This window comes from Agarivorans sp. QJM3NY_33 (assembly GCF_050870865.2).
In the GTDB taxonomy this organism is placed as follows: domain Bacteria; phylum Pseudomonadota; class Gammaproteobacteria; order Enterobacterales; family Celerinatantimonadaceae; genus Agarivorans.
In genome coordinates this window covers 512975-536818 of record NZ_CP194039.2, presented here as the reverse complement: position 1 = coordinate 536818, position 23844 = coordinate 512975, and the positions used below count along the sequence as shown (strand labels likewise).

General features: G+C 46.3%; 20 protein-coding genes. 8 read left to right on the top strand and 12 right to left on the bottom strand.

Going from position 1 to position 23844, the window contains the following annotated elements; translation table 11 throughout:
* The first annotated feature begins 163 nt into the window (after positions 1-163).
* From ACRRSY_RS02340 to ACRRSY_RS02330, 3 genes are all read left to right on the top strand, one after another.
* Positions 164-2041, top strand: a complete 1878-nt coding sequence (locus ACRRSY_RS02340) for an ATP-binding protein (RefSeq protein WP_432454763.1) — start codon at positions 164-166, stop codon at positions 2039-2041.
* A gap of 18 nt (positions 2042-2059) precedes the next feature.
* The gene (locus ACRRSY_RS02335; RefSeq protein ID WP_432454764.1) at positions 2060-2557 is read left to right on the top strand and encodes a response regulator; all 498 of its coding nucleotides are present in this window, start codon (positions 2060-2062) and stop codon (positions 2555-2557) included.
* A 577-nt stretch (positions 2558-3134) separates the two neighbouring features.
* Positions 3135-3500, top strand: coding sequence for an MmcQ/YjbR family DNA-binding protein (locus ACRRSY_RS02330; RefSeq protein WP_432454765.1), 366 nt, complete (start codon positions 3135-3137; stop codon positions 3498-3500).
* 144 nt (positions 3501-3644) lie between these two features.
* Here ACRRSY_RS02330 and argH read toward each other — a convergent pair whose 3' ends face one another.
* The 5 genes from argH to argC form a co-directional block, all read right to left on the bottom strand.
* Positions 3645-5522 carry an argininosuccinate lyase gene (gene argH, locus ACRRSY_RS02325; protein ID WP_432454766.1) on the bottom strand — a complete coding sequence of 626 codons (1878 nt, stop codon included), beginning with the start codon at positions 5520-5522 and terminating at the stop codon, positions 3645-3647.
* Positions 5523-5606: 84 nt separating this feature from the next.
* The gene (locus tag ACRRSY_RS02320; protein ID WP_432454767.1) at positions 5607-6812 is read right to left on the bottom strand and encodes an argininosuccinate synthase; all 1206 of its coding nucleotides are present in this window, start codon (positions 6810-6812) and stop codon (positions 5607-5609) included.
* A gap of 46 nt (positions 6813-6858) precedes the next feature.
* Positions 6859-7764, bottom strand: a complete 906-nt coding sequence (locus tag ACRRSY_RS02315) for an ornithine carbamoyltransferase (protein ID WP_432456111.1) — start codon at positions 7762-7764, stop codon at positions 6859-6861.
* Positions 7765-7782: 18 nt separating this feature from the next.
* Positions 7783-8559, bottom strand: a complete 777-nt coding sequence (gene argB / locus ACRRSY_RS02310) for an acetylglutamate kinase (RefSeq protein ID WP_432454768.1) — start codon at positions 8557-8559, stop codon at positions 7783-7785.
* An 8-nt stretch (positions 8560-8567) separates the two neighbouring features.
* Positions 8568-9578: an N-acetyl-gamma-glutamyl-phosphate reductase gene (gene argC, locus ACRRSY_RS02305; RefSeq protein ID WP_432454769.1), complete on the bottom strand. Its 1011-nt coding sequence runs from the start codon at positions 9576-9578 to the stop codon at positions 8568-8570.
* Between the two features lie 414 nt (positions 9579-9992).
* Between argC and ppc the strand changes: the two genes are divergently transcribed.
* Positions 9993-12632, top strand: a complete 2640-nt coding sequence (ppc, locus tag ACRRSY_RS02300) for a phosphoenolpyruvate carboxylase (protein WP_432460771.1) — start codon at positions 9993-9995, stop codon at positions 12630-12632.
* Positions 12633-12916: 284 nt separating this feature from the next.
* On the top strand, positions 12917-14164 hold the full coding sequence (locus tag ACRRSY_RS02295; protein WP_432454771.1) for a hypothetical protein: 1248 nt from the start codon (positions 12917-12919) through the stop codon (positions 14162-14164).
* A gap of 152 nt (positions 14165-14316) precedes the next feature.
* Here ACRRSY_RS02295 and metF read toward each other — a convergent pair whose 3' ends face one another.
* Together metF and greB are read right to left on the bottom strand one after the other, a co-directional pair.
* On the bottom strand, positions 14317-15222 hold the full coding sequence (gene metF, locus ACRRSY_RS02290) for a methylenetetrahydrofolate reductase (protein WP_432460770.1): 906 nt from the start codon (positions 15220-15222) through the stop codon (positions 14317-14319).
* Positions 15223-15356: 134 nt separating this feature from the next.
* On the bottom strand, positions 15357-15854 hold the full coding sequence (greB, locus tag ACRRSY_RS02285; RefSeq protein ID WP_432454773.1) for a transcription elongation factor GreB: 498 nt from the start codon (positions 15852-15854) through the stop codon (positions 15357-15359).
* A gap of 253 nt (positions 15855-16107) precedes the next feature.
* Between greB and ACRRSY_RS02280 the strand changes: the two genes are divergently transcribed.
* A complete protein-coding gene (locus tag ACRRSY_RS02280; protein ID WP_432464290.1) occupies positions 16108-18411 on the top strand; it encodes a Tex family protein in 2304 nt (767 codons plus the stop codon).
* A gap of 379 nt (positions 18412-18790) precedes the next feature.
* On the opposite strand, the gene ACRRSY_RS02275 is transcribed toward ACRRSY_RS02280, so the two are convergent.
* From ACRRSY_RS02275 to bioH, 3 genes are all read right to left on the bottom strand, one after another.
* Complete coding sequence (locus tag ACRRSY_RS02275) at positions 18791-19702, bottom strand: putative metalloprotease CJM1_0395 family protein (RefSeq protein ID WP_432460769.1); 912 nt, start codon at positions 19700-19702, stop codon at positions 18791-18793.
* A gap of 1 nt (position 19703) precedes the next feature.
* Entirely contained in the window at positions 19704-19937 is a 234-nt protein-coding gene (locus ACRRSY_RS02270) for a hypothetical protein (protein WP_432460768.1), read from the bottom strand.
* Positions 19938-20003: 66 nt separating this feature from the next.
* A complete protein-coding gene (gene bioH / locus ACRRSY_RS02265; protein WP_432464289.1) occupies positions 20004-20777 on the bottom strand; it encodes a pimeloyl-ACP methyl ester esterase BioH in 774 nt (257 codons plus the stop codon).
* Positions 20778-20811: 34 nt separating this feature from the next.
* Here bioH and ACRRSY_RS02260 point away from each other — a divergent pair, with 34 nt between their 5' ends.
* Both ACRRSY_RS02260 and nfuA read left to right on the top strand, forming a co-directional pair.
* Complete coding sequence (locus tag ACRRSY_RS02260; RefSeq protein ID WP_432460766.1) at positions 20812-21534, top strand: ComF family protein; 723 nt, start codon at positions 20812-20814, stop codon at positions 21532-21534.
* A gap of 162 nt (positions 21535-21696) precedes the next feature.
* Positions 21697-22275 (top strand): Fe-S biogenesis protein NfuA, encoded by a 579-nt coding sequence (gene nfuA / locus ACRRSY_RS02255; protein WP_432454779.1) that lies wholly within the window; start codon positions 21697-21699, stop codon positions 22273-22275.
* Positions 22276-22331: 56 nt separating this feature from the next.
* Here nfuA and gpsA read toward each other — a convergent pair whose 3' ends face one another.
* Positions 22332-23339, bottom strand: coding sequence for an NAD(P)H-dependent glycerol-3-phosphate dehydrogenase (gpsA, locus tag ACRRSY_RS02250; protein ID WP_432460765.1), 1008 nt, complete (start codon positions 23337-23339; stop codon positions 22332-22334).
* Positions 23339-23815, bottom strand: a complete 477-nt coding sequence (secB, locus tag ACRRSY_RS02245) for a protein-export chaperone SecB (protein ID WP_432454781.1) — start codon at positions 23813-23815, stop codon at positions 23339-23341. The genes gpsA and secB overlap by 1 nt, the downstream gene beginning before the upstream one ends.
* Positions 23816-23844 lie beyond the last annotated feature (29 nt).

The window sequence follows — 23844 nt, the reverse complement described above, 5'->3', positions numbered from 1 at the left end:
CGCCATTATACTCAGGCAAAGTAAAAAAACAAGCGAAACCACAAATTTTGTGTAAATGCTGAACAATTATTCCAAATCACGATGACGAACCATTAAGCAGCTCGCAAAACCATAGTTTTTACAGGGCTATAATCATTAACTACTAACATAGTTGTGGATCACCATGACCGAAAAATACCGCTTATTGGTACTAAGCAAACAAGATTGGTCCGCTGTATTTGCTGCGCCGACAAGACCTTGGCTGTTTTCTCAATTAGATACGATAAGTGACCCTAAAGCTTTACAAACTTTATTCAACGATCAGCGACTTCGGCTAGTCGTCATTGACTTAGCCTTATTGACCGAGCAAACCAGCCATATTGCTCAATTAGAAGTCTTAATCACTCAGCATAAATCGACTTTTCAAATTTTGCTGTATGCCAATCAGCTCCCGGATGCAAAACAACTATGTCAATGGGTCAATAGTTTTCAGCCACGCGGAATCTTAGGTCCCGAAGTTAATTCGACAACATTGCTGCAAGCTATCGAGCAACATTGGCCTGTCGCAGCGCTAATCACCCCTCAGCAACAATGGCTCGCCAAGCAATTAGCCGCCAAAGTGGCTCAATTTCGGGCCACGTTTTTTGATTACACTGAGCTGAGTGATGAGCAGTTATCCGATAAAGTAATTAGCGCCCTATATACTTTCTTTCAAGATAATGACGAAGATCACCTATGTCGAACTTATAGTGCCAATCATATTCTTACCCAAGAAGGGAAAGCCAATCAATTTCTTTGGTTTATTGCCAAAGGAGAAGTCGTACTTAATAAGCAGCAAGAAGGAAAAGTATTAGAAGTTGCTCGCATGAGAGCGGGTTCCTTAGTCGGCGGAATGTCATTCGTTACTGGTGAACCTGGTTTTACCAGTGGTATCACCTCAATGCAGACCGATGTCATCAAACTCGACCGACCCACCTTTGCCAAAGTGCTAGATTCTAGTAATCAATTACTCCCCCTATTCACCAATTTATTATTGCGGCATTTTAATCGGCGCTTACAAAAAAGTATTCAAACCAAACTAACCTTGCAAAACACCTTGGACTCACTAGATTCTGCCCATGAACAGCTGATCGAAAAAGAAAAGATGGCGGTACTAGGCCAACTAATTTCCGGTGTCGCCCACGAACTTAACAACCCGGTCGCGGCAATCATTAGAGGGAGTGACACGATTGCGACTCAACTCCCGCAAATATTGGAAGGCAACTTAAGCCACTCACAAACAATGCTTGGGCAGCGGCTATTGAAAATGGCTTTAACACTGACGCCAATGTCCACCAGCGATATCCGCCAGCGGAGTAAAAATTGTATCAAGCTGTTTGGCGATGCCATCAATGCTCGTAAAGCAGTGAGTATTGGCTTAGACCACCCAGAAACGCGCCAGCAATATTTAGAATGTCGAGCCAACTGCAGCCATAACGAGCTAATCGGTGCGCTCGAACGCTATCATCAGATCGGTAATTTTCTGCGTAATATTCAAGTTTGCGCGTCTCGAATTTCCGGCCTAGTGAAAGGTCTCAAGCACTATGCAGGTCAAGATCCAGAACAACCCGTCTTAGCCGACTTAAATGAAGGCTTAGCTGAAACCTTAGTTATTTTGGAAAATCGGCTACGTCATTTCGAGGTGGAATGTAACTATGGCCTGTTGCCTATCTATCGTTGTTACCCAATCGCTTTACAACAGGTATGGACAAATTTGATTGCCAACGCACTCGATGCTATGGGCACCAATGGCAAACTATTAATAACAAGCCAATATATTGAAGGCTCACCGCCCCTTATCAAAGTAACCGTTGAAGACAATGGGGATGGAGTGCAGCAAGAACTTATCGACAGAATTTTCGAGTTGAACTTTACCACCAAGCGTGAAGGAAATTTTGGTTTAGGGATCGGCCTTACCGTTTGCCAGCAAATTGTCGGACAACATGATGGCAGGATAGAGGTTGAATCTGAACCCGGACAATTCACTCGATTCATTGTTAGCTTACCACTAAAACCGAATTAAGACTTAAGGAGTCTCACCATGCAGCAACTACTGATTTTATGTGTTGATGATGAACGTGAAGTACTTGACAGTGTACTACACGACATCATGTCTTTAAGTCCACCTTTCGTGATTGATGGTGCTCAAAGTGTCGCCGAAGCACGCGAGGCAATTACCGACTTTGAACAACAGGGGGGCAAGCTTGCGCTGATCTTAGCCGACCATATCATGCCCGACGAACTTGGCATCGACTTTCTCATTGATCTCAACCACACAGCCAATACCGAGGCAGCAAAAAAAATACTATTAACCGGTCAAGCGGGACTTCACGATACCATTGAAGCAATTAATCGTGGAGGGTTGAACTACTACCTAGCCAAGCCATGGACTCAGGAGTTACTACTCAACATCGTCATTGAAAAACTCACCGACTACGTCTTAGAACATTGTGATAATCCGATGCCCTATGCTCAGGTACTCGATGGCGCCAGAATTTTTAGTCATGTTGGGCAACACCGGATGGATATAAAAAATTAGAGTGGTACTAAAGCAGTAATGGATAGCGCTGGCATTGACGAAGCTTAAGCGCTTACCGAGACACACCGATTGTCAGGGTGAAGCAACTGACAACATGCGCAATGCAAACCAAGGGTCTGGCTTAATTTGCCAACAGGTGGCTAACTGGCGTTCATTCACCCGCAAATCATCAGATGCTAAGTCTTATCGATCAGACCTCGGGCTCATACTCAGAACCGTCGAAACCAAGCCCTAAGCAATATCACTTCTATCGCAACAACATTTACCGCGATGGTTCTTTAAACATCTCCATCTGTGATGCATATCTGCTCGATCAAGTACTCGCGAGACTTATTTAATTACAACGCTCACCTGAGCGCTGACCTTGTATTTTACACTCTGTAAGATCTTAGAAACTTTGGTTTGCATTTGTTTACTTAAAGCGTCTGAATTAGGCAGGCGGCTATAGATTTGGTAGTTTTGGAAGAAGACTTATCTCTTAGTACTTGAGAAGCAAGTTGAGATACACTGCTAGATATAACATGTAGCGCTCAGTATTTGGGTTATTTTGCTGGTTTATCAATATAAGGGGGATACCTTGGATTACAAAGAACTAAGAGAGTACCTGCTATCTAAGCCTGAAGCCGAGCTCGATTTGCCATTTGCACCTGATGTTCCTGTCTTCAAGGTAAGGAAGAAAATGTTTGCCTTGGTCGGATGGAAAAATGAATTGATGAGCATCAACCTAAAGTGCCAACCCGAGCAAATTGACGCATTATTGGATATTTATCCTTCGATTACTCGAGGTTATCACATGAATAAGCGCCATTGGATTAGTTTGTACTTTGATGGTGGTGACGCAGAACATGAGGTATTCAGGCTTATTGATAACTCCTATGAGTTAGTTGTCAGAGGGATGAGTAGGAATGTTCAAACCCTGCTCATTGGTTTAGCTGACGAGTAGATTTCCGTGAATCCCCCAAGCAAATCGCTTGACCAACTTGGCCATAAAAATCTCTAATTTGCTAGCTAACCTCACCAATCATTTCCCCAAAAAAAGCCCCATCAACTGATGAGGCTTCTATGCAGTACTCAATATAGACTCAATCTAAGCAACATTTTGCTTATGGATCAGCGTCTTGTTATCAAGGATAAACTCTAAAGCCACTTCATCACAAGCATGCTGACGGGGACAAATATCGCAATCTTTCATCACCTTCTCTGGCAACATGCTCTTCGAAGTGGGGCTAAAGCCAAGCTTCATGAAAAATTCTGGCACTCGAGTTAATACAAATACCTTCTCGATTTCCATTTTCTTGGCTTTTTTCATCAGATGCTGAACCATTGCTCGCCCCTGCCCCGTGCGCTGTGCACTAGGGTTCACCCCTAAAGAGCGGACTTCCGCTAAGCCAGTGTCGTATAAATAAAGTGAAGCACAACCGGTCACCTTACCCGCTTGCTCACTCACCGTAAAATCACCGATTGCCTGCACTAACTCGGGGCGAGGGCGCGGCAGGTTTTCACCCGCTTGCGACCAGTAATTCACCATCTCTTCGATGGTATCTAAATCGGTCATGCGTGCAGAGCGAACGTATAGACCTTTCACATTGCGTTTCGATAAACGAGTTTCAGCTTCAGTTAGCGCATGCTCGACCTGCTCCGGAGCCACGCCACCTAAAGCTTGACGCTTGCCTAAAGTGGACTCAAGAGACAAGTTTGGATAAACATCGTTTTCAATTTCCGGTGCGAGCTCTTTAAATTCGGCTAAGCTCAGCTCTTCTAAAGGCACGCCTTTCTCAATCGCGGTCACCACAGCAATGCCCACAATATGGTGGGCTTCACGGAACGGGATCCCTTTGGCAACCAGATAATCTGCCAGTTCGGTGGCATTAGAGTAACCACCTTTGGCCGCTTCAATGGTGGTTTCTTCGTGCACATCCATATCATCGAGCACCAATTCAGCCATCGCTAAACAGTCACCCCAAGTGTCTAAAGCATCAAATAAACCTTCTTTATCTTCTTGCATGTCTTTGTTATAAGCTAAAGGCAAGGCTTTTAAGGTCATCATGATGCCCGACAGCGAACCGTATACTCGGCCCGCTTTACCACGGATCAGCTCCAAGGCATCTGGATTTTTCTTCTGTGGCATCAGCGATGAGCCAGAAGTCACTTGATCGGATAAATCTAAGAAAGCCGATTCGCCAGAGTTATAGAAAATGAGATCTTCTGCCATCCGCGATAGGTGGATCATACTAATCGAGGCGGTTGAAATCAGTTCCACCACATGGTCACGATCTGAGACCGAATCCAAGCTATTACGGGTTGCCCGGCGAAAACCAAGGTCTTTAGCAATTTGCTGGCGGTCCATCGGATAGGCGGTGCCCGCTAGAGCGCCACAGCCCAGAGGACAAACATCCAAACGACTTAAGGCATCTTGCAGACGCGAATAATCACGCTCAAACATCTCAACATAGGCCATCGCCCAGTGAGAGAAAGTAACCGGTTGGGCACGCTGCAGATGAGTATAACCAGGTAAAACAGTATGCTGTTGTTGACGAGCAAATTTAACCAGCTTTTGTTGCAGCTTATCGAGATGCTCCAACAATTCAATACCTTGGCTTTTACACCAAAGTTTTAAATCGGTGGCCACTTGGTCGTTACGGCTACGTCCAGTGTGCAATTTCTTACCAAGATCACCCACTCGTTGAATTAGTTGGGTTTCAACCCAAGAGTGAATATCTTCGGCATCACTCCCCAAAATCTGTTGTGGGTTTTCGGCGACTTGCTTACCTAACTCCAGTAAAGCCTCTTCCAAACGCGCTTGCTCATCGGCATTCAGAACACCAACACTGAGCAAGGCCTTCGACCATGCAATTGAACCGGTTATATCTTGCTCGGCCAATCGATAATCGAAACGCAACGAGTCATTAAACTGCTTAAATCTGGAATCTGCAGCTTGGCTAAAACGCCCACCCCACAATGCCATTTTACTCTCCATTTATTATTGCAAAGACCTCAGTGCCATTAGCCTCTGAGGTCTAGGTATTTCTTGCTTATACTTCGGCCAAACTTATTTGCTATTTAAAGCGCGGATCCGGCTAGCTAGAGAGTATAAACGAATAAAGCCTTCAGCGTGCTTCTGATCGTAGACTTGATCTTCTCCAAAGGTTGCAAATGCTTCCGAGTACAAACTATTTGGCGAGCGTTTTTGTACAACTTGTGCTTGCCCTTTGTACAACTTCACAACCACTTCGCCATTCACGTCTGCCGCTAAAGACTCCGACGCCGCCAATACAGACTGGCATAAAGGTGTGAACCAACGACCATCGTATACTAAGTGAGCCATTTGTTGGCCGACGGTTTCACGCCAGATGCGCGAGGTTTTATCGTGTACTAACTCTTCAATACCTCGAAGCGCAGCAACAATCACCGTACCACCCGGTGTTTCATAACAACCACGCGACTTCATGCCCACGGTACGGTTCTCAGTAATGTCGATACGACCAACGCCATGAGCAGCAGCAATCTCATTCAGTTTCGAGACCACTTGGTAAGGACTAAGTGCTTCATCGTTGACCGCAACGACTCGGCCTTGTTCAACTTTTAGACTCACATACTCTGGCTGGTTAGGCGCATCAATCGGATCAACCGTTAAGGTCCAAACGCCTTTGCTTGGCTCGTTCCATGGGTCTTCCAGCTCACCACCCTCGTGAGAAATATGCCAGGCATTGGCATCACGGCTATAAATTTTTGTCGCTGAAGCAGTGGTTGCGATATTTCTTTCGGCAAGATATTCAAGCAAATCTTCACGACTTTCCATGCTCCATTCGCGCCACGGTGCAATCACCGTTAAATCAGGCGCTAAAGCAGCAAAACAGCTTTCGAAACGAATTTGGTCGTTGCCTTTACCCGTACAGCCATGACAGACCGCATCGGCACCAACTTTACGAGCGACTTCTACTTGTGCTTTGGCAATAATTGGCCGAGCCATAGAAGTACCAAGTAAATAAGTTCCTTCGTACACGGCCCCCGTGGCAATCGTTGGATAAATATAGTCAGCAACAAACTCTTCTTTAAGATCAATGATGTGACACTCAGAAGCACCAGAGGCTAAGGCTTTTTCTTCTAAGCCGATGAGTTCTTCCTCACCTTGGCCTACATCAGCACAAAAAGCGACGATCTCACAATTATTATAGGTTTCTTTCAACCAAGGAATAATGGCTGAAGTATCCAAACCGCCAGAGTAGGCTAAAACAACTTTTTTAATATCGGTCATGTTGAGGTATTCCTTGTTCTGTCCAGCAATTATTGCTGAAAATCCACTAATTTAATAAAGAAACTAAGACTGCGTTTTGCGCGTGCATCCGGTTTTCAGCCTGATCGAAAATCAGCGACTGAGGACCATCCATAATCTCGGAGGTGATTTCCAATTCACGATGTGCTGGTTGGCAATGCAATACATGCTTAATACCACAATTTTGCATTAACTGGCGATTAATTTGATAAGCCATAAAACGATCTTTGACTGACTGTAACGGCGTATCATCCCCCATCGACACCCAAGTATCGCCATAAACCACATCATAGCCCTTGATATCATCAAGCTTATCGGTCACCACGATTTTACCACCATGAGCCTTGGCTAATTGGCGTGCCGTTTGTACAATTTGAGCGTCGGGACTAGAACCCAAGGGACAAACCGCGGCCACTTCCATCCCCAAAATAGCACCACCCAGTAACAACGAGTGAGTGACATTATTGCCATCGCCCAAGTAAGCTAACTTCACTTTACTCAAGTCCGTATAGTGTTCACTAATCGTTAAAAAATCGGCGAGCCCTTGGCAGGGATGGTACAGGTCACACAAAGAGTTAACGATGGGTACCGAGGAATGAGCTCGCAAGGTTTGCAAGGTTTGGTGTGAGAATACTCGTGCTACGATGGCATCGGCCCAACGGGTAATATTTGAAGCGAAGTCTTTAACACTTTCACGCTCACCCATGGCGCCATTTTGCTGGTCGAGGTAAACCGCATGTCCACCAAGGCGATTAATCCCAATATCGAAGGTCACACGAGTACGCAAAGAAGGTTTTTCAAACAGGGTGACCACACTTTTTCCAGCAAGGCTTTGCGCATAATCGGTCGGCGTTTTTTTAATTTTTGCGGCCAACTCGAGTAGACCTAAAATCTGCTCTTGACTTAGCTCCTGCAAGCTCAGTAGGTGTTTCATATCGCTCATCATCTATCCTTAAATTTGTACCTGAGTCCCGACTGACTCACCGTTATATAATTGACCCGCGAGCAAACTTGCTAATTGCTCAGCATCTTTCCAAGAAGCCAAAGCAACTGGTGCTTGTAAAAAGGCTGCCGCATCAAGCGCCGCTTTAACCTTGACCGTCATGCCGTCGGTAATCACCCCATCGTCAATCAACTGTTGCGCCAATTGACCGTCAAGCTTAGCAATTAACTGCTTATTTTGGTCTAATACACCTGCAACATCAGACAATAACACCAACTGCCCTTGAAGTAATTGACACACCGCTAAGGCCGCTTGATCTGCATTGACATTATATAATTCACCATCACTTCCAATCCCTATCGAACTAATCACAGGGACATGGCCCAGCTCAATTAAACTGTTCAGTAACGCCGGGTTCGCAGCTGAGGCTTCGCCTACATGCCCTAAACGCGGATCCATTGCTGTCACCCGACAAGAGCCTGCATCACTTAAACACAAACCAACCGCTGACAGTCCAGACTTCAGTGCTCGCGCTAATAGCAATTTATTACTAGTACCCGCTAAAGCACCCACCACATAGGGGATTTGCTCTTTAGGCGTAATCCGCAAACCATCAAGTTTTTCTGAGACAAAGCCGGTTTTCGCCAATACGTCTTCGACAACTACGCCACCACCGTGTACTAAAACAATAGGCTGAGAAACTGCCTCTAAAGCGGCAAATAAATTATCTAAGGCGTGGGAATTATTCAATACCGCACCACCTAATTTAATCACTAAAGTTTTCATACAGAACCTTAAACTAATGCCGTTGTGGCGGCAAAGCCATTGCGAATATTGAGGCACTGAATAGCCTGACTAGCGGCCCCCTTCAACAAGTTATCTTCCGCAGAAACCACAATCAGATCATCGCCCTGCTGTTGCCAAGCCAAATCGATAAATGGCGTATATTCTACTTTAGTAATCGATGGCCATTCGTCTGCTAATAAACGCACAATTTGTTGCCCCGCATAAGCTTGTTGATAAGCTTCATTCACCTGCTCTGGTGTAGTTCCCGGTTTTAAAATGACATTAATCGTCGCTAAGATACCGCGCTTAAAATTGCCAAGATGTGGCGTGAAGATCACCGGATGACCGAGATGCGTGGCGATTTCCGGTTGGTGACGATGCTTAAATACACCATAAGGACTTAGGCTCACCTCGCAGAAGCTACTATTTAAAGACGCTTTGCGCCCAGCGCCACTCACACCACTGGTTGCGTTAATTACCGCTTTACTATTATCAGCAATCAAACCCGCCGCCGCCAAAGGTTTTAAGGCCGTTAAAGAAGCCGTAGGATAACACCCCGCCACCGCGACTAAATCAGTTTGTTTAATCTGCTCGGCATTCCATTCAGCTAAACCATAGACCGCTTTATCCAGTAATTCGGGATATTGGTGAGTAAAACCATAGTAGGTTTCATAAAACTCGGCATCTTGCACCCGAAAAGCACCCGAGAGATCAAATACCTGACAACCAGCAGCTAAAAAGGCCGGCGCCAAATCATGACTAACTTCATGTGCGGTTGCCAACAACACAATGTCAACATTGGCAAAAGTACTGGCGATATCAGCCACAATTAGAGGCTGAACTGGTGCATCAACAATACCGCGTAATCGACCATGTAAACTGGATAAAGACTTACCCGCATCGAGACTTCGCTCGGAGACAAATAAGCCTGCAAGTTGTAACTGCGGATGGCGACTCACATAGCCTGCCAACTCCGCTCCGGTATAACCACTCGCTCCAATAATCGCAGCCTGTAACATCGTGTCTTCGTTCCCTTCACATTGGTAATATTTTCATTTGTGACAAAGCTTAGCGCCGCTGACAAGTTTAATAAAAAATCATTATTTTAAACAAGCTAAACCAAGCTATGCTTCAATTATTGCGGAGCATACCACAAGTAATTCGTTATGCAATAATAATGCATTTTTATTTATTGTAATGTTTGTAAAAAATACTAAAATCGTGGCTAATCCTCTAAATTTACCGATGACCATGAGATACACAATAGGCCTGAGCGCTTGATCCACCTCAAAGGAACTCAGGTTACCTGTAATTTTATTACAGGTGCTTTGACTATAAGCGCAGTCTTAGGTATGTTTTTGGGCTAGGAATAGGGTAATTTAGTAAATTAATTTCAATAATCGCTAGCATACGCCAACAGTAAAGGAAAAAGAATGAGCCAGAATTTGCCTCAGGAAACCAATGCGTCATTACGAGGAAATGTAAATTTACTCGGACAGCTACTTGGTAATACGATCAAAAGCCATATGGGCGAGGCTTTCCTCGAGAAAGTAGAAACGATCCGTCAGCTAGCAAAAGCGTCACGCAGCAATGATGAACAAGCGCGTGAGCAGCTATTAGAACTATTACGAAATTTAAGCGACGATGAGTTATTACCTGTAACTCGCGCCTTTAGCCAATTTTTAAATCTGGCTAATATCGCTGAACAATTCCATACCATTTCTCGCAATTGTGAAGGCAGTACCTGCACCACCGATCCCATCGATTTGGTATTTCAAAAATTAAAACAAGAGCAACTTAGCGAAGCAGAAATTCATCACGCAGTTGCCCAACTCAATATCGAATTAGTCTTAACGGCCCACCCCACCGAAGTGACTCGCCGAACACTAATCAATAAATACGTGAGTATTAATGATTGTCTCGACTGGTTAGAATTAGACTTACCGCAACGAGAGCGGGATAATTTGATGGGTCGCCTAGAGCAACTGATTAATCAAGCTTGGCACACCGACGAAATCCGTAAGCTACGCCCAACCCCAGTTGACGAAGCCAAATGGGGCTTTGCCGTAATTGAAAACTCATTGTGGCATGCTGTTCCTGAATTTGTTCGACAATTAGATAAGAAACTCAGTAATCACTTCGACATGCGTCTTGCTTTAGATAGCGCTCCTGTGGTGTTTTCATCATGGATGGGCGGAGACCGAGATGGTAACCCCTTTGTCACCGCAAAAGTGACTGAAGAAGTATTACTTTCAAGCCGTTGGGTCGCTGTAGATTTATACCTGAAGGAAATTCAGAAGCTAGTCAGTGAATTGTCGATGAGCGATGCAAATCAAGCCTTGCTTGAGCAAACTGGCACTCAGAGCGAACCTTATCGTGCGCTACTTAAAGTATTGCGCAGTGAACTACAAGAAACCCACGACTACCTTACCGCGAAGTTGAAAGGTCAGTATACAGAAGCCCGCGACATCGTGGTGAATACCGAACAGCTGCGGGAACCGCTCGAGCTATGTTACTACTCACTACAAGATTGTGGCATGAGCATCATCGCCGATGGGACTCTACTCGACCTATTACGTCGTATCGCCTGCTTTGGCATCAACTTATTGCGCTTGGATATTCGCCAAGACAGTGGTCGTCACGAAGAAGTTTTTTCAGAACTGAGTCGTTATTTGGGCTTGGGCGATTATGCGCATTGGAATGAAACCGACAAACAACACTTTTTATTACAAGAGTTAAACTCCAAGCGGCCATTGTTCCCACGAAATTGGGAACCCAGTGAGTCGGTGCAAGAAGTGCTGGATACCTGTGCCATCATCGCCAAACAAGAGCGTGAAGCCTTAGGTATATACATTATTTCTATGGCTAGTGAGCCCTCCGATGTATTAGCCGTACAGCTGCTATTACAAGAAGCTGGTTGCCCATTCCGCCTACCTGTCGCTCCATTATTTGAAACATTGGATGATTTAAATAATGCGCCAGCAACCATGAGCAAACTGTTGTCCGTCGATTGGTATCGCGGTTATATCTCGGGCCAACAACATGTGATGATTGGTTATTCCGACTCAGCGAAAGATGCTGGGGTGCTGGCAGCCTCTTGGGCTCAATATCGCGCTCAAGAAGCATTAGTCTCCATTTGCGAAGGTCACGGTGTCAATCTGACCTTATTCCATGGTCGTGGTGGTACTATTGGTCGTGGTGGTGCTCCAGCCCATGCAGCACTGCTATCCCAACCACCAGGATCTTTAAAAGGTGGGCTTAGAGTGACCGAACAAGGCGAAATGATCCGCTTTAAGTTTGGTTTACCTAAAGTCGCTTTAGATAGCTTGAACCTCTATGCCAGTGCTGTTCTAGAGGCAAACTTAGTCCCACCAATGGAGCCGAAAGACGAATGGCGATTAGTGATGGATCAAATTGCCGAAACCTCTTGTGACAATTATCGTGGCGTGGTCTGGGGAGAAGAAGATTTTGTTGCTTATTTCCGTTCAGCGACTCCTGAACAAGAGTTAGCCAAGCTTCCCTTAGGGAGCCGTCCAGCGAAACGTCGTCAAGATGGCGGCGTAGAAAGCTTACGGGCGATTCCATGGATTTTCTCTTGGAGTCAGAATCGACTATTGTTACCCGCTTGGCTAGGCAGTGGCGCCGCATTTAATCAGCTGATTGAGCAAGGTAAAGCCGAGCTACTACAAGAAATGCGTGAATGGCCCTTCTTCGAAAATCGTTTAGCAATGTTAGAGATGGTATTCATGAAAGCGGATACTTGGCTATCACAGGTTTACGATGACCGTTTAGTAGAACCAGAACTCAAAGGTCTAGGAGTAAAACTACGCGCTCAGTTGGATTCAGCAAAAGCGGCTATCTTATCGCTATCACCTGAACATCGCTTATTAGCCAACCAAGCCTGGGTAGTGGAGTCAATTAACTTACGTAACCCCTATATCGATCCCTTACATGTGCTGCAGGTCGAGCTCTTAAACCGCTCGCGAGCTAGCGAGCAGCTCTGTCCGGTGGTCGATCAAGCACTCATGGTCAGCATTGCTGGTATTGCCGCAGGTATGCGTAATACTGGTTAAGTCACTTCACAAAACAAACCTCGCACTTGCTGCGGGGTTTGTTTTATTGACGAAGCTGATGAGCCACCAGCTCAGCGCTTGGTTTGATGAACGAGTGATACACCGCTAACATCGTCGTTCGGAACCGAGATAATTGAGAGTGAAGCGGTAATCATGGTGGGGAATAGGAAAACTCTCGGGTTCTCTTTGGCATTTGTCACTCAATGCCCAATTTCAACCACTTAGCGTCACCGAGCGGACGATGTTTATCCGCACCATGGCAATTGATAGTTAGGATGTCATCAATGCAAAAGTTCTCCGGCTGGTTATTCCTCGGATTCTTACTGCTTTATTTACTTTCAGCCTTTGGTCAAATTGGCCTGTTCTTCCCCACGCTACTTGCCTGGTTCGCCGTCGCAGTGTATTGGCCGCAACTGAATCGCCCGATCCAATTGCAAGCCGCCACGTTATTTGCCTTAGGTCTGGGGTTATTGGCGGTTGCTGCGAGTCAAGGTACTCTGTTAAGCCTAAAGGATGTGTTGTCGGCCAATCTCCCGCTGTTAGCCATGTTTAGTGCGGTGTCTTTTTTAGCGCTCACCAATAAAACCGACAATCAAACACCATTACCCAAAGGAACCGCGAGTATTTTATCTAGCGCGCTTGGCATTAACCTTTTAGGTGCGATCATCAATCTTTCGATCGTGTTTATCGCCGGAGATCGTCTCTCAGAAAAGAGCCCCTTAAGTGATGCGCAGCAAAAAGTGCTCACCCGCAGTTTTTGCGCTGCCGCATGGTGGTCTCCCTTCTTCATCGCAACCGCGGTCTCGATCACTTATGTGCCGGGTCTGCAGTGGAGTGATACCTTGTTACCCGGTCTGGTGATGTCATTGATTGCTCTCGGCTTCACGAGTACAGAAGTATATTTAAAACACCGAGATAACTTCGAAGGCTACCCAATCAAACCGGATAGCTTAATGATCCCGCTCTGCTTAGCGCTATTGGTAATTGGCTTGCACTTTGGTTTACCAGACTTAAGCATTATTTTAATCATCACCTGTCTTGCTCCTTTAGCAGCACTCGCCTTTAATCAAGGTACATCGCGCACTAGCGTTCGTCAGTTCATTAATCACAAACTGCCCAATGTCGGCGGTCAGTTTCTGCTGTTTCTTGCTGCAGGGGTATTTTCGGCAGGCATCAAAGGGATCCTGTTAGCCTATCCAGACACAATCAACCTCGCAAATTTTAGCTTTACAACCCCCGTATTTGCGACAGTATTGGCGCTGATGATTATTGCTGGCATCCTCGGTATTCATCCGGTGATTAGCATTTCGCTGGCCAGTCCCTTATTACTGCCGTTGGAGCCAAGCCCCAGCCAACTGGGTTTTTTGTTCCTAAGCTCTTGGGCCATTTCAACTGGTAGCAGCCCTCTATCGGGAGTGGGCCTCACCATGACCGGCCGTTATCATTGTTCGAGCCGGCGAATTTTGCAAAATAATTGGTACTATGCATTGGTGATGTGGTTACTCAGCGTGGCGATGAGCACCCTATTATAAATACAGTCAGCATTATTTCTCCGAGCGGGATGATAAAGGTCTGATGATTCTCCATGCCCCTCAGCCCATTTAACAACCACCCATACGGAAAGTTTGGTCAAGCTCAAGTAGTCTGCTCGCGCCGCTGGGGACTGCTGTTGGTAGCCGCTAGACTAACAAGCCACCGTCTGAAGCTCGGGCCTGACCCCCAAAGTATGACAAATCGCATAAGAAAGTTCGGAGCGATTGAGGGTATAAAAGTGGAAATCCTTGACCCCTTCACGCGACAAGACTTTCACCATTTCGATAGCCACGCTCGCCCCCACCAGATTACGAGTCATCTGATCATGCTCTAAACCTGCAAACTGTTTATGTAACCACTGTGGCACCTTCACGTTGGCAAAAGAAGCAAACTTCTTCAAAGTATTATAATTAGAGACAGGTAAAATTCCCGGGACAATTTCGCCCTCAATACCTATCGCTGCACAACGGTCACGAAAGCGCAAATAACTTTCAACATCAAAGAAAAATTGCGTAATAGCCCGATTAGCACCCGCATCCATTTTTCGCTTTAAAGCTAACAAGTCTGCCTGCGCACTCTTTGCCTCAGGATGCATTTCAGGATAAGCCGCTACCGAAATATCAAACTCAGCCTCTTCCCTCAATAAACTGACCAGGTCACTCGCATACATCTCGGGTTTGGCCGCTCCGACCGGTAAATCACCGCGCAGCGCAACAATATCCCGGATCCCACTTTGCCAATAATCGCGAGCAATTTGCCGTAATTCTTCAGGGGTAGAATCAACACAGGTAAGATGAGGCGCGGCAGCTAAACCAGTTCTGTCTTTAATCGCCTTAATCACCTTATGGGTGCGATCACGAGTCCCTGAATTCGCGCCATAAGTGACCGAGACAAACTTCGGTTTTAGAGTGTGCAAACGCTCGATAGAAGCCCAAAGCGTTTGCTCCATGGTTTCGGTGGTTGGCGGGAAAAACTCAAAAGACACGTTAATATCACGATTAAGTTCGCTTAAGCTTTGATTGAGTGATTCAATTTGTTGTGCGTGATGAAATCCCATTAACCTTCTCCATAAAAGACATTTAGACGTCTATACCGCTAAATATGAAGAAAAGTTTCTATATAGTCAATCAGCTCATGTTATTACTTGCTTTAAATGAAAATAATTCAACATCAGCAAATTAGGCTCAGTGCTCAAGATCCATCCTCGTACTCTTCAAATGCTTGATATTGAATCGCCGTCACCCACCATTCCTTGATGCCTGCAGGAGTATTCACAAATACATCGTCATCCACTTGTTTGCCAATTAAAGCACGCGCCATCGGTGAATCGATGGTGATATAACCCAGCTTTGGATCAATCTCGTCAGTGCCAACAATTCGATAACGTACCTTATCCCCATCCTCATTTTCTAAGGCGACCCAAGCCCCAAAATAGACCTTGCCGTTTTGTTGCGGAGAATGATCAATAATTTGCAGTACATCTAAACGTTTATTTAGGAAACGCAAACGAGAGTCGATACGGCGTAACTCTCGCTTCCCTTCTTTATATTCAGCATTCTCCGAGCGGTCACCCAAGGCGGCGGCCTCAGAGACGGCTTGAGTCACCTCCGGACGTTTTATCTTCCACAAGTATTTCAACTCTTGGTCGAGTTTATGCCAACCGGCACGAGTTATTAAATTACTTTTCATAACATCCAGGCCTCTAAGCGCAGTTTGTCTTTGGTGATTAAATTTATAGCTGTTGGTTATTGATTTAGACTGAAAGCCGATCGAATGCGCGCCCTATAAATCAAGCACCGAACTTGCTAGGCGGTTCGACCTTGCGAGCAGAGCTTATGCCAATTACTAGCCGAGACCAATTTATACTTGAAGCAAAAACAGAACGCCATATGATAGTGGCCATTATCTGCCGCCTTGCGGCTCTCTCAATGTAAGCAAGCATATGTCAACACTAGAACAACAAATTGCCGCCGATATTCAGGCGAAGCCAGCGCAGGTCAGTGCTGCGATTCAATTACTAGACGAAGGCTCCACCGTTCCTTTCATTGCCCGCTACCGAAAAGAAGCCACCGGAGGTTTAGACGATGGTCAACTGCGATTATTGGAACAGCGTTTAACTTACCTGCGCGACTTGCAACAACGACGCAGCAGCATTCTAAAATCGATTCATGAACAAGAAAAACTGACCCCGCAACTCGAACAGCTAATTATGAGAGCCAACACCAAAACTGAGCTCGAAGATCTTTATCTGCCTTACAAGCCAAAGCGCCGAACCAAAGGACAAATTGCCATTGAAGCGGGTTTAGAGCCACTGGCAGAGCAACTATTAGCTCAACCCGATACCGCCCCCGAGCAACTTGCCACGGCCTACTTCAATCCACAAGCAGGCTTCCACGACAGTAAAACCGTCCTCGATGGTGCCAAGTTTATTCTCATGGAACGTTTTGCCGTTCAAGCACCACTGCTTGCATCACTCCGCCAATTATTACAAGCACAAGGCTTAGTGAGTACAACGGTCATTGAAGGACAGCAGCAAACAGGCCAAAAATTCCAAGACTACTTCGATTACCAAGAAGCGCTCAGTAAAGTTCCTTCCCACCGCGCCTTAGCGATTTTACGCGGCCGCAACGAAGGCATCTTGATGCTTAATCTGGTTATAGCTCAGCAAGATCAGCAGCAGAGTCACCCAGCAGAGCAGCTCATCCGAGATTACTTTCAGCTTGCGCCTAAAGGCTACGCCAGTGACACTTGGCTGAATACAGTGGTGCAATGGACTTGGCGAGTCAAGCTTAAGCTCCAGTTAGAAACTGAATTACTCAACCAGCTTCGAGAACGCGCCGAAGAAGAAGCCATTAGTGTCTTTTCCCGTAATCTCAATGATTTATTAATGGCGGCGCCAGCAGGCCCCAAAGCAACCCTCGGTCTCGACCCAGGGTTGCGCACTGGTGTAAAGGTTGCAGTTGTGGATGCCACTGGCAAATTACTCGCTTACGACACCATCTATCCCCATGCGCCACGCAATCAATGGCAGCAATCTTTAAATACTCTCGCCAAGCTAGTCCAACAACATCAAGTTAAATTACTGAGCATCGGCAACGGTACCGCCTCCCGAGAAACCGATAAACTTGCCGCCGATTTGCTCAAGATGCTTCCTAAACAGAATTTGCAAAAAGTCATGGTGAGCGAAGCTGGTGCCTCGGTGTATTCGGCCTCAGAATTGGCTGCTCACGAATTCCCCGACTTAGATGTATCAATCCGTGGAGCGGTGTCCATTGCTCGCCGTCTACAAGATCCATTAGCCGAGCTGGTAAAAATCGAACCGAAGGCCATCGGGGTAGGCCAATACCAACATGACGTGAGCCAAAGTAAACTGTCACACCAGCTCGAAACCGTGGTGGAAGATTGTGTGAATGCGGTCGGAGTCGACATCAATATGGCTTCGGCTCCACTACTGAGTTTTGTCGCCGGGCTTAACCCGACGATTGCACACAACATTGTTAGTTATCGCGATGAACATGGTGCCTTTCAGTCACGTAAACAAATTAAAAAGGTCGCCCGCTTAGGTCCTAAAGCCTTTGAACAAGCCGCTGGTTTCTTAAGGATCCCTCAAGCTGCCAACGCTCTGGATAGCTCAGCAGTGCATCCCGAGGCTTACCCTCTAGTCGAGGCCATCGCGAATCATAGTCAATGCCAAGTGAGTCAGCTGATTGCCAATTCCGAGCGCTTGGCTAAACTCGACCCCAAGCAATTTACCAATCAACAATTTGGTTTACCCACGGTAACCGATATCATCGCTGAATTGAACAAACCAGGTCGAGACCCTCGTCCAGAGTTTGCGACCGCCAATTTTAAAGAAGGCATCGATAACATTAGCGATCTGAAACCAGCGATGCAACTCGAAGGGGTTGTGACCAATGTCACCAATTTTGGTGCCTTTGTTGATATCGGAGTTCACCAAGATGGCTTGGTCCACATTTCTTGCTTGGCCGATCACTTTGTCAAAGATCCTCATCAAGTGGTGAAGGCGGGCGATATCGTGAAAGTTAAAGTGCTAGAAGTCGAGGTTCAACGCAAACGAATCGCTTTAAGCATGCGCTTAGATGATGAGGTGCACAGCGGCCCTAAATCTGCAGACCGCTCTGATAAAAAACCAGCCTACAAGGCTCGCCCAGCGAAAAATACCAAGCCAAGCACGACGCCAGTGAATAGTGCCTTTGCCGATGCTTTTGCTAAAGCTAAAAAATAACGGGTAACAAATGGGGCTGCATCTTCACTCAAAGACTCGGCCCCTTCCTCGAATATAGAACCCAGCAAATTAGGCTGAGTCCAAATCAGCAACATCAACCAATACCAGTTTTATCCCCGCTTAAATGGGCCTCCAATCGCAGCCGATGCCTGAGTTGAAAGTTGCTTTAAGAGATTCACAACTTAGCTGTCGAATAGTCCTTGATAGCTATTCGACCCACAAGGCTAGTGCCTCAGTTAAGACTGAATAAGTAGACCATCAAATAATCGACTCGATAAAACCTACAGCAATGAGCAGAGACTTGTTTCGCTTAATTGGAGTGTAATTTGATGAACTGGTAACGACAGCGTCTACCACTGACAGAAGAGCTTTGAAATAGTTAAGCCATTAAACTGAGTTGTGCGCTCTGCCTAAAATGACTGACACTGGCATAGCGCTGCTGAATCTGCTGATTTCTCTGAGCCATTTGTGCGGCAATATCAGGATAACGTTGTTGTAAATCTTTCGCTTGTTGCTGCTGAAGTTGCTGATAATCGCTCGGTGCAGCTACATCATTGACTGCCGATTCAAAAGCAGATTCTTGCTCATCGGAAGCCAACAAGCCTGGCATCTGAGTTTGGCTAAGCTGTGCTTGAGCCGCTGCCGCTTTTTGTTGTGCCTGCGCAGCAACCTGACGATCTTGTGCTGAGGGCTCGGCTGGCGCTAACGCAGCACGTTGCACTTGATCCATCTTTGCGATAGTCGCCTGAGGATCGCCAGCGACTTCACTGGTATCAATAGATACCTCTCCGCCAACCGCATACTGCTTACCGTCGGCACCGCGTTCAAGCTCAAAATTAGCACCACTGGTGTATTGTCCACCAACCGCTTGATGCTGAGATTCATGTAAACGAACTTCACGATCACGCGCGACGAGCTCATCCAGCGCCTTCTGTTCACTTTCACTAAATTGATTTTGGTTGGTTTGCTTGCTGCTGGCTTGATCTCCACCAGATTTTTGCTCTGACTGCTGCTGTGAGTCTTGTTGTTCTTGCTGTTGCTGCTGTTCACGACCTTGCGCATCACGCTCTGTCACTTTAGTGAATTGCTGCTCTTGAACACTGGGGTACTGCACCGGAAGCGAAGGTTTGCCGCGGTCCTTCTCGGCCCCTACCTCTGGCTCTTTCGCAAAGCTGCCAACCTCTTTAGGCTGAGCAATCACTTCACGCCGCATATTATCCCGTTTGGCTGAATCGGTCGGCGGACTCAGCGTATTAGGAAAAACATTGGGAAGGCTCACGCTAATGTTCATGTTAAGCCTCAATATCCAAGATTGAGCCGAGCATTTTTGATTCGGTATCAATCACTTTGGCACCCGCCTTAACGTATAACTCAGCCTGATTCAAACTCACCACAGCATCTACAACTTCATTCTGTCGTGGCTCACGCCCCGCGGCGACCTCAGCGAGGGATTGAGCACTTTGGCTAACTTGTTGATTAGCATTGGCAATAATTTGAAAGCCATTGCTCGCAGCACCAATCTGCATTTCCCCCTCCCAATATTTGCCAAAACTTAAGCGATCACTAAACAAATTGTAGCAAACTGCTCACTTTTAAACCACTAATGACCGGGAAAAGTCGATCAGGCGCTCAGCAAATAACTGCTTCTCTGAAATAAAAGGAGCGTGTGAAGAGCTCGCAAAGCAATATTGCTGTGCGTCGAGATTCAGCTGCGCATGCTCGGCGATAGCAGCCTTTGGCACCAGCGAGTCATTACGACCATACAGTTGTAACCACGGCAAATCGATTTGACTCACTTGGGGACGCAAATCTTCACTTTGTAACAAACTCAAGCCCTGCCTCAAAGCGTCTAAGCAAGGCAAAGGTCGCTCTGCTAACAAATGACGCAGTTGTTTAATATCCTGCTTCGCATGAGGACTTCCCATTGCTTGAATTGCCAGAAATTGCTGCAGGGTTTTGACAAAATCGAGTTCTAAGCCCTGAGCAAACCCTTGTAGCACTTTACTTGGGATCCCGGGCCAATCATCCTGTGCGACAAAATGTGCGGAGCTAGCCACACTCACTAATGACGATAAACGCTCTGGAAAACTTAAGGCAGCTTGCATCGCCACTAAGCCGCCCAAAGACCACCCCAACCAAATAGACTGCTCCGGCACCTGCTCAGCAACAGCCTCAGCTATGTTTTGTAAGCTTAACTGTGGCAAAGCGGTCGAATAACCAAAACCAGGTAAATCCACCATATATAAACAAAAATGGGGACTGAGCAGTTCGCTTAGCGGCTGCCAAACCGCACTATTCAAGCCCCACCCGTGAAGTAATACTAAAGCAGGCCCTGCTCCTTGACTCTCACAATACAACTGACTCATCTACACTTACTTATTGATCATTAGGAAAGAATGAATGTTATCGAGTTTCGCAGCCACTTTAAACCGAACTCTCAAGCAATCCAGCCAATGTGACTTTTGCTTACAAAGCAAAGCAGTCAACTTGGCATGCTGTGAGCATTGTGCCCGCTTATTACTCGGCCAAGCGCATCCCCGTTGTGAACGCTGTTTCTTGGCCCTCGCAGAACCCGGAATATGCGGTGAGTGCCAACAACAAGAACTCTATTTTGATCATATATTTTGTCTCGGCGATTACCAGTGGCCCTTAAGCCCAGTGATAAAAACTTATAAATATGCCAAACAAGCTCATCTAGCCAAACCCTTAAGTCAGCTACTTTGGCAGCAAATCGAACGCCAGCCCATGGCCCGACCCGATGCACTATGTTCGGTCCCCATGCATTGGCTGAAACGCTGGCGACGCGGCTTTAACCAAAGTGAATTACTCTGTCAGCAAGTCGCAGCGCTATCGGGCCTCCCCTATCAAACCGTGCTAAGCCGCCCACACGCAGGAAGCAATCAAGCCACCCTGAATCGCACCCAACGCCAGCGTTCATTGACAAGTAGTTTTAGCTGCAAAATCAGAAATATACAGCCCCACTGGGCGTTGATTGATGATGTTGTCACGACAGGGAGTACCGCTAATGTACTGGCTAAGTTACTTAAACAAGCTGGCGCTCAACAAGTAGATATTTGGGCACTGGCGCGCACCCCGAAGCCCAACTCATCCAGCCAAGCATAAGCTAAGTCACAGACTATTCTTGCTAACCTTCATGATAAAATTTACCCTAGTTACTATCGTCAGAATTGAAAAACCATCGCTAGCCATCAATAGACCCTAGTCGTGCGAATAAAAAAGCCGTACAATATAACCTAGCAATTTACTCAGGTATCGAGGAAGCAGATGGTATCGATCTCAGAAACAGCACAACAACATTTTGTTAAGCTGCTAGAACAACAGCCTGAAGGCACTAACATCCGTGTATTCGTCGTCAACCCCGGCACGCCTAGCGCCGAATGTGGTGTATCTTACTGCCCACCAGAGTCAGTTGAAGATGATGATGTGCAACTCCCCTTTAACGGCTTTAACGCAATGGTAGACACCGCCAGTGCACCCTTTTTGGAAGATGCCGAAATTGATTTTGTGACAGACAAAGTAGGCTCTCAGCTCACACTAAAAGCACCGAATGCAAAAATGCGTAAAGTGGATGATGACGCATCATTGATTGAGCGTGTTGAATACGTCATTGAAACGCAAGTGAATCCAAATCTTGCCTCACATGGCGGAAAAGTAAGCATTATTGAACTCACCGAAGAAGGCGTGGTGATCTTACAATTTGGTGGGGGCTGTAATGGTTGTAGCATGGTTGATGTTACGCTCAAAGAAGGGATCGAAAAACAGTTACTTGAAGCCTTCCCCGGCGAACTCACGGGAGTGAAAGATGTCACCGAGCACCAAGCGGGTGAGCATTCTTATTATTAGTGCGCGAACAAAAAAGCCTACGCTAGCGTAGGCTTTTTTAACTCTGGTAGCACTCACTATTCTTCTCGCTGATCGCGAGCCAGTAAATCAATGGCCGCTTGTTGGGCTGATTTCGCTTGATACAAGACCTGATAAACTTGCTCAACAATCGGCATTTCTACGCCCATACGTTGTGCCAGCATATAGACTTCTTTAGTATTGCGATAACCCTCAACCACTTGACCAATTTCAGTTTCGGCTTGCGCAAATGATTTCCCCTGACCTAAGGCTAAACCAAAGCGACGATTACGACTTTGATTGTCGGTACAGGTCAGAACTAAATCACCAAGCCCAGCCATTCCCTTAAAGGTTTCCGGATCCGCGCCTAAGGCTTTCCCCAAGCGAGCCATTTCACGTAAACCCCGAGTAATCAGTGCTGTACGCGCATTTGCACCAAAACCCAATCCATCTGCCAGACCCGCACCAATGGCAATCACATTCTTCACTGCGCCGCCAAGCTGTACCCCAACAATATCGTTATTGGTATATACCCTAAAGCTACGCTCACAATGCATGACCTTCGCTAAGTAACGAACAAAATCAGCATCTGAAGAAGATGCTGAAATGGCGGTCGGTAAACCGGCAGCTAACTCTTTGGCAAAAGTAGGTCCCGAAATTACAGCAATTGAACGCTGTTCTCCCAGAACTTCCATTGCAACTTCAGAGAGCAAATGACCAGTATTTGCCTCGAGCCCCTTAGTCGCCCAAGCAACCCGCGAATCTTGGTTCAGCATCGGTTTAATTTGCCGCATCACATCGGCAAACGCAAAGCTTGGTACCACCACTAACAAGTTATCGCTTTGAGCGACAGCTGTAGCCAAATCGGCCTCTAACTCCAAGCTATCGGGAAAACGGACACCGGGTAGAAAGTCTCGATTCTCTCGATCGGCACTTAAGGCCGCTACGTGCTCAGGCTCATGACCCCATAACACCGTACGTTGTCCATTGCGCGCAATGGCGATAGCTAATGCAGTCCCATAGGAACCTGCACCCAATACGGTCATGGTGGCTTTCATAGTGCTCATTAAGCGTCTGCTGTCGCCGCTTGTTGTTGTTCTGCTTGCTGTTGCACATAGTTAGCAAACAACGCATCAAAGTTAACTGGTGCTAGGTTGATTTGTGGGAATGAACCGCGGTTCACTAGGTTCGATACGGTTTCACGTGCATAAGGGAACAAAATGTTTGGACAGTAGGCATTAATCGCGTGCGCCAATTGAGGCTCAGGCATATTACCAAGAGTAAAGATCCCCCCCTGATGAACTTCGCATAAAAACGCAGTTTTATCTTCAACGTTCGCAGTCACAGTCAGCGTTAATACAACCTCGAATACGTTATCCGCTAACTTATTGCTAGAGGTGTCGAGGTCAACTTTAATTTCTGGTTTCCATTCTTTCTGAAATACTTCTGGTGAATTTGGAGTTTCAAAAGAAATGTCTTTGGTGTAGATGCGTTGAATTGCAAATTCTACTTGTGGCGCTTCGGTGGTTGCTGCTTCAGCCATAATAATTACCTTAGAAATATGTATTTAAA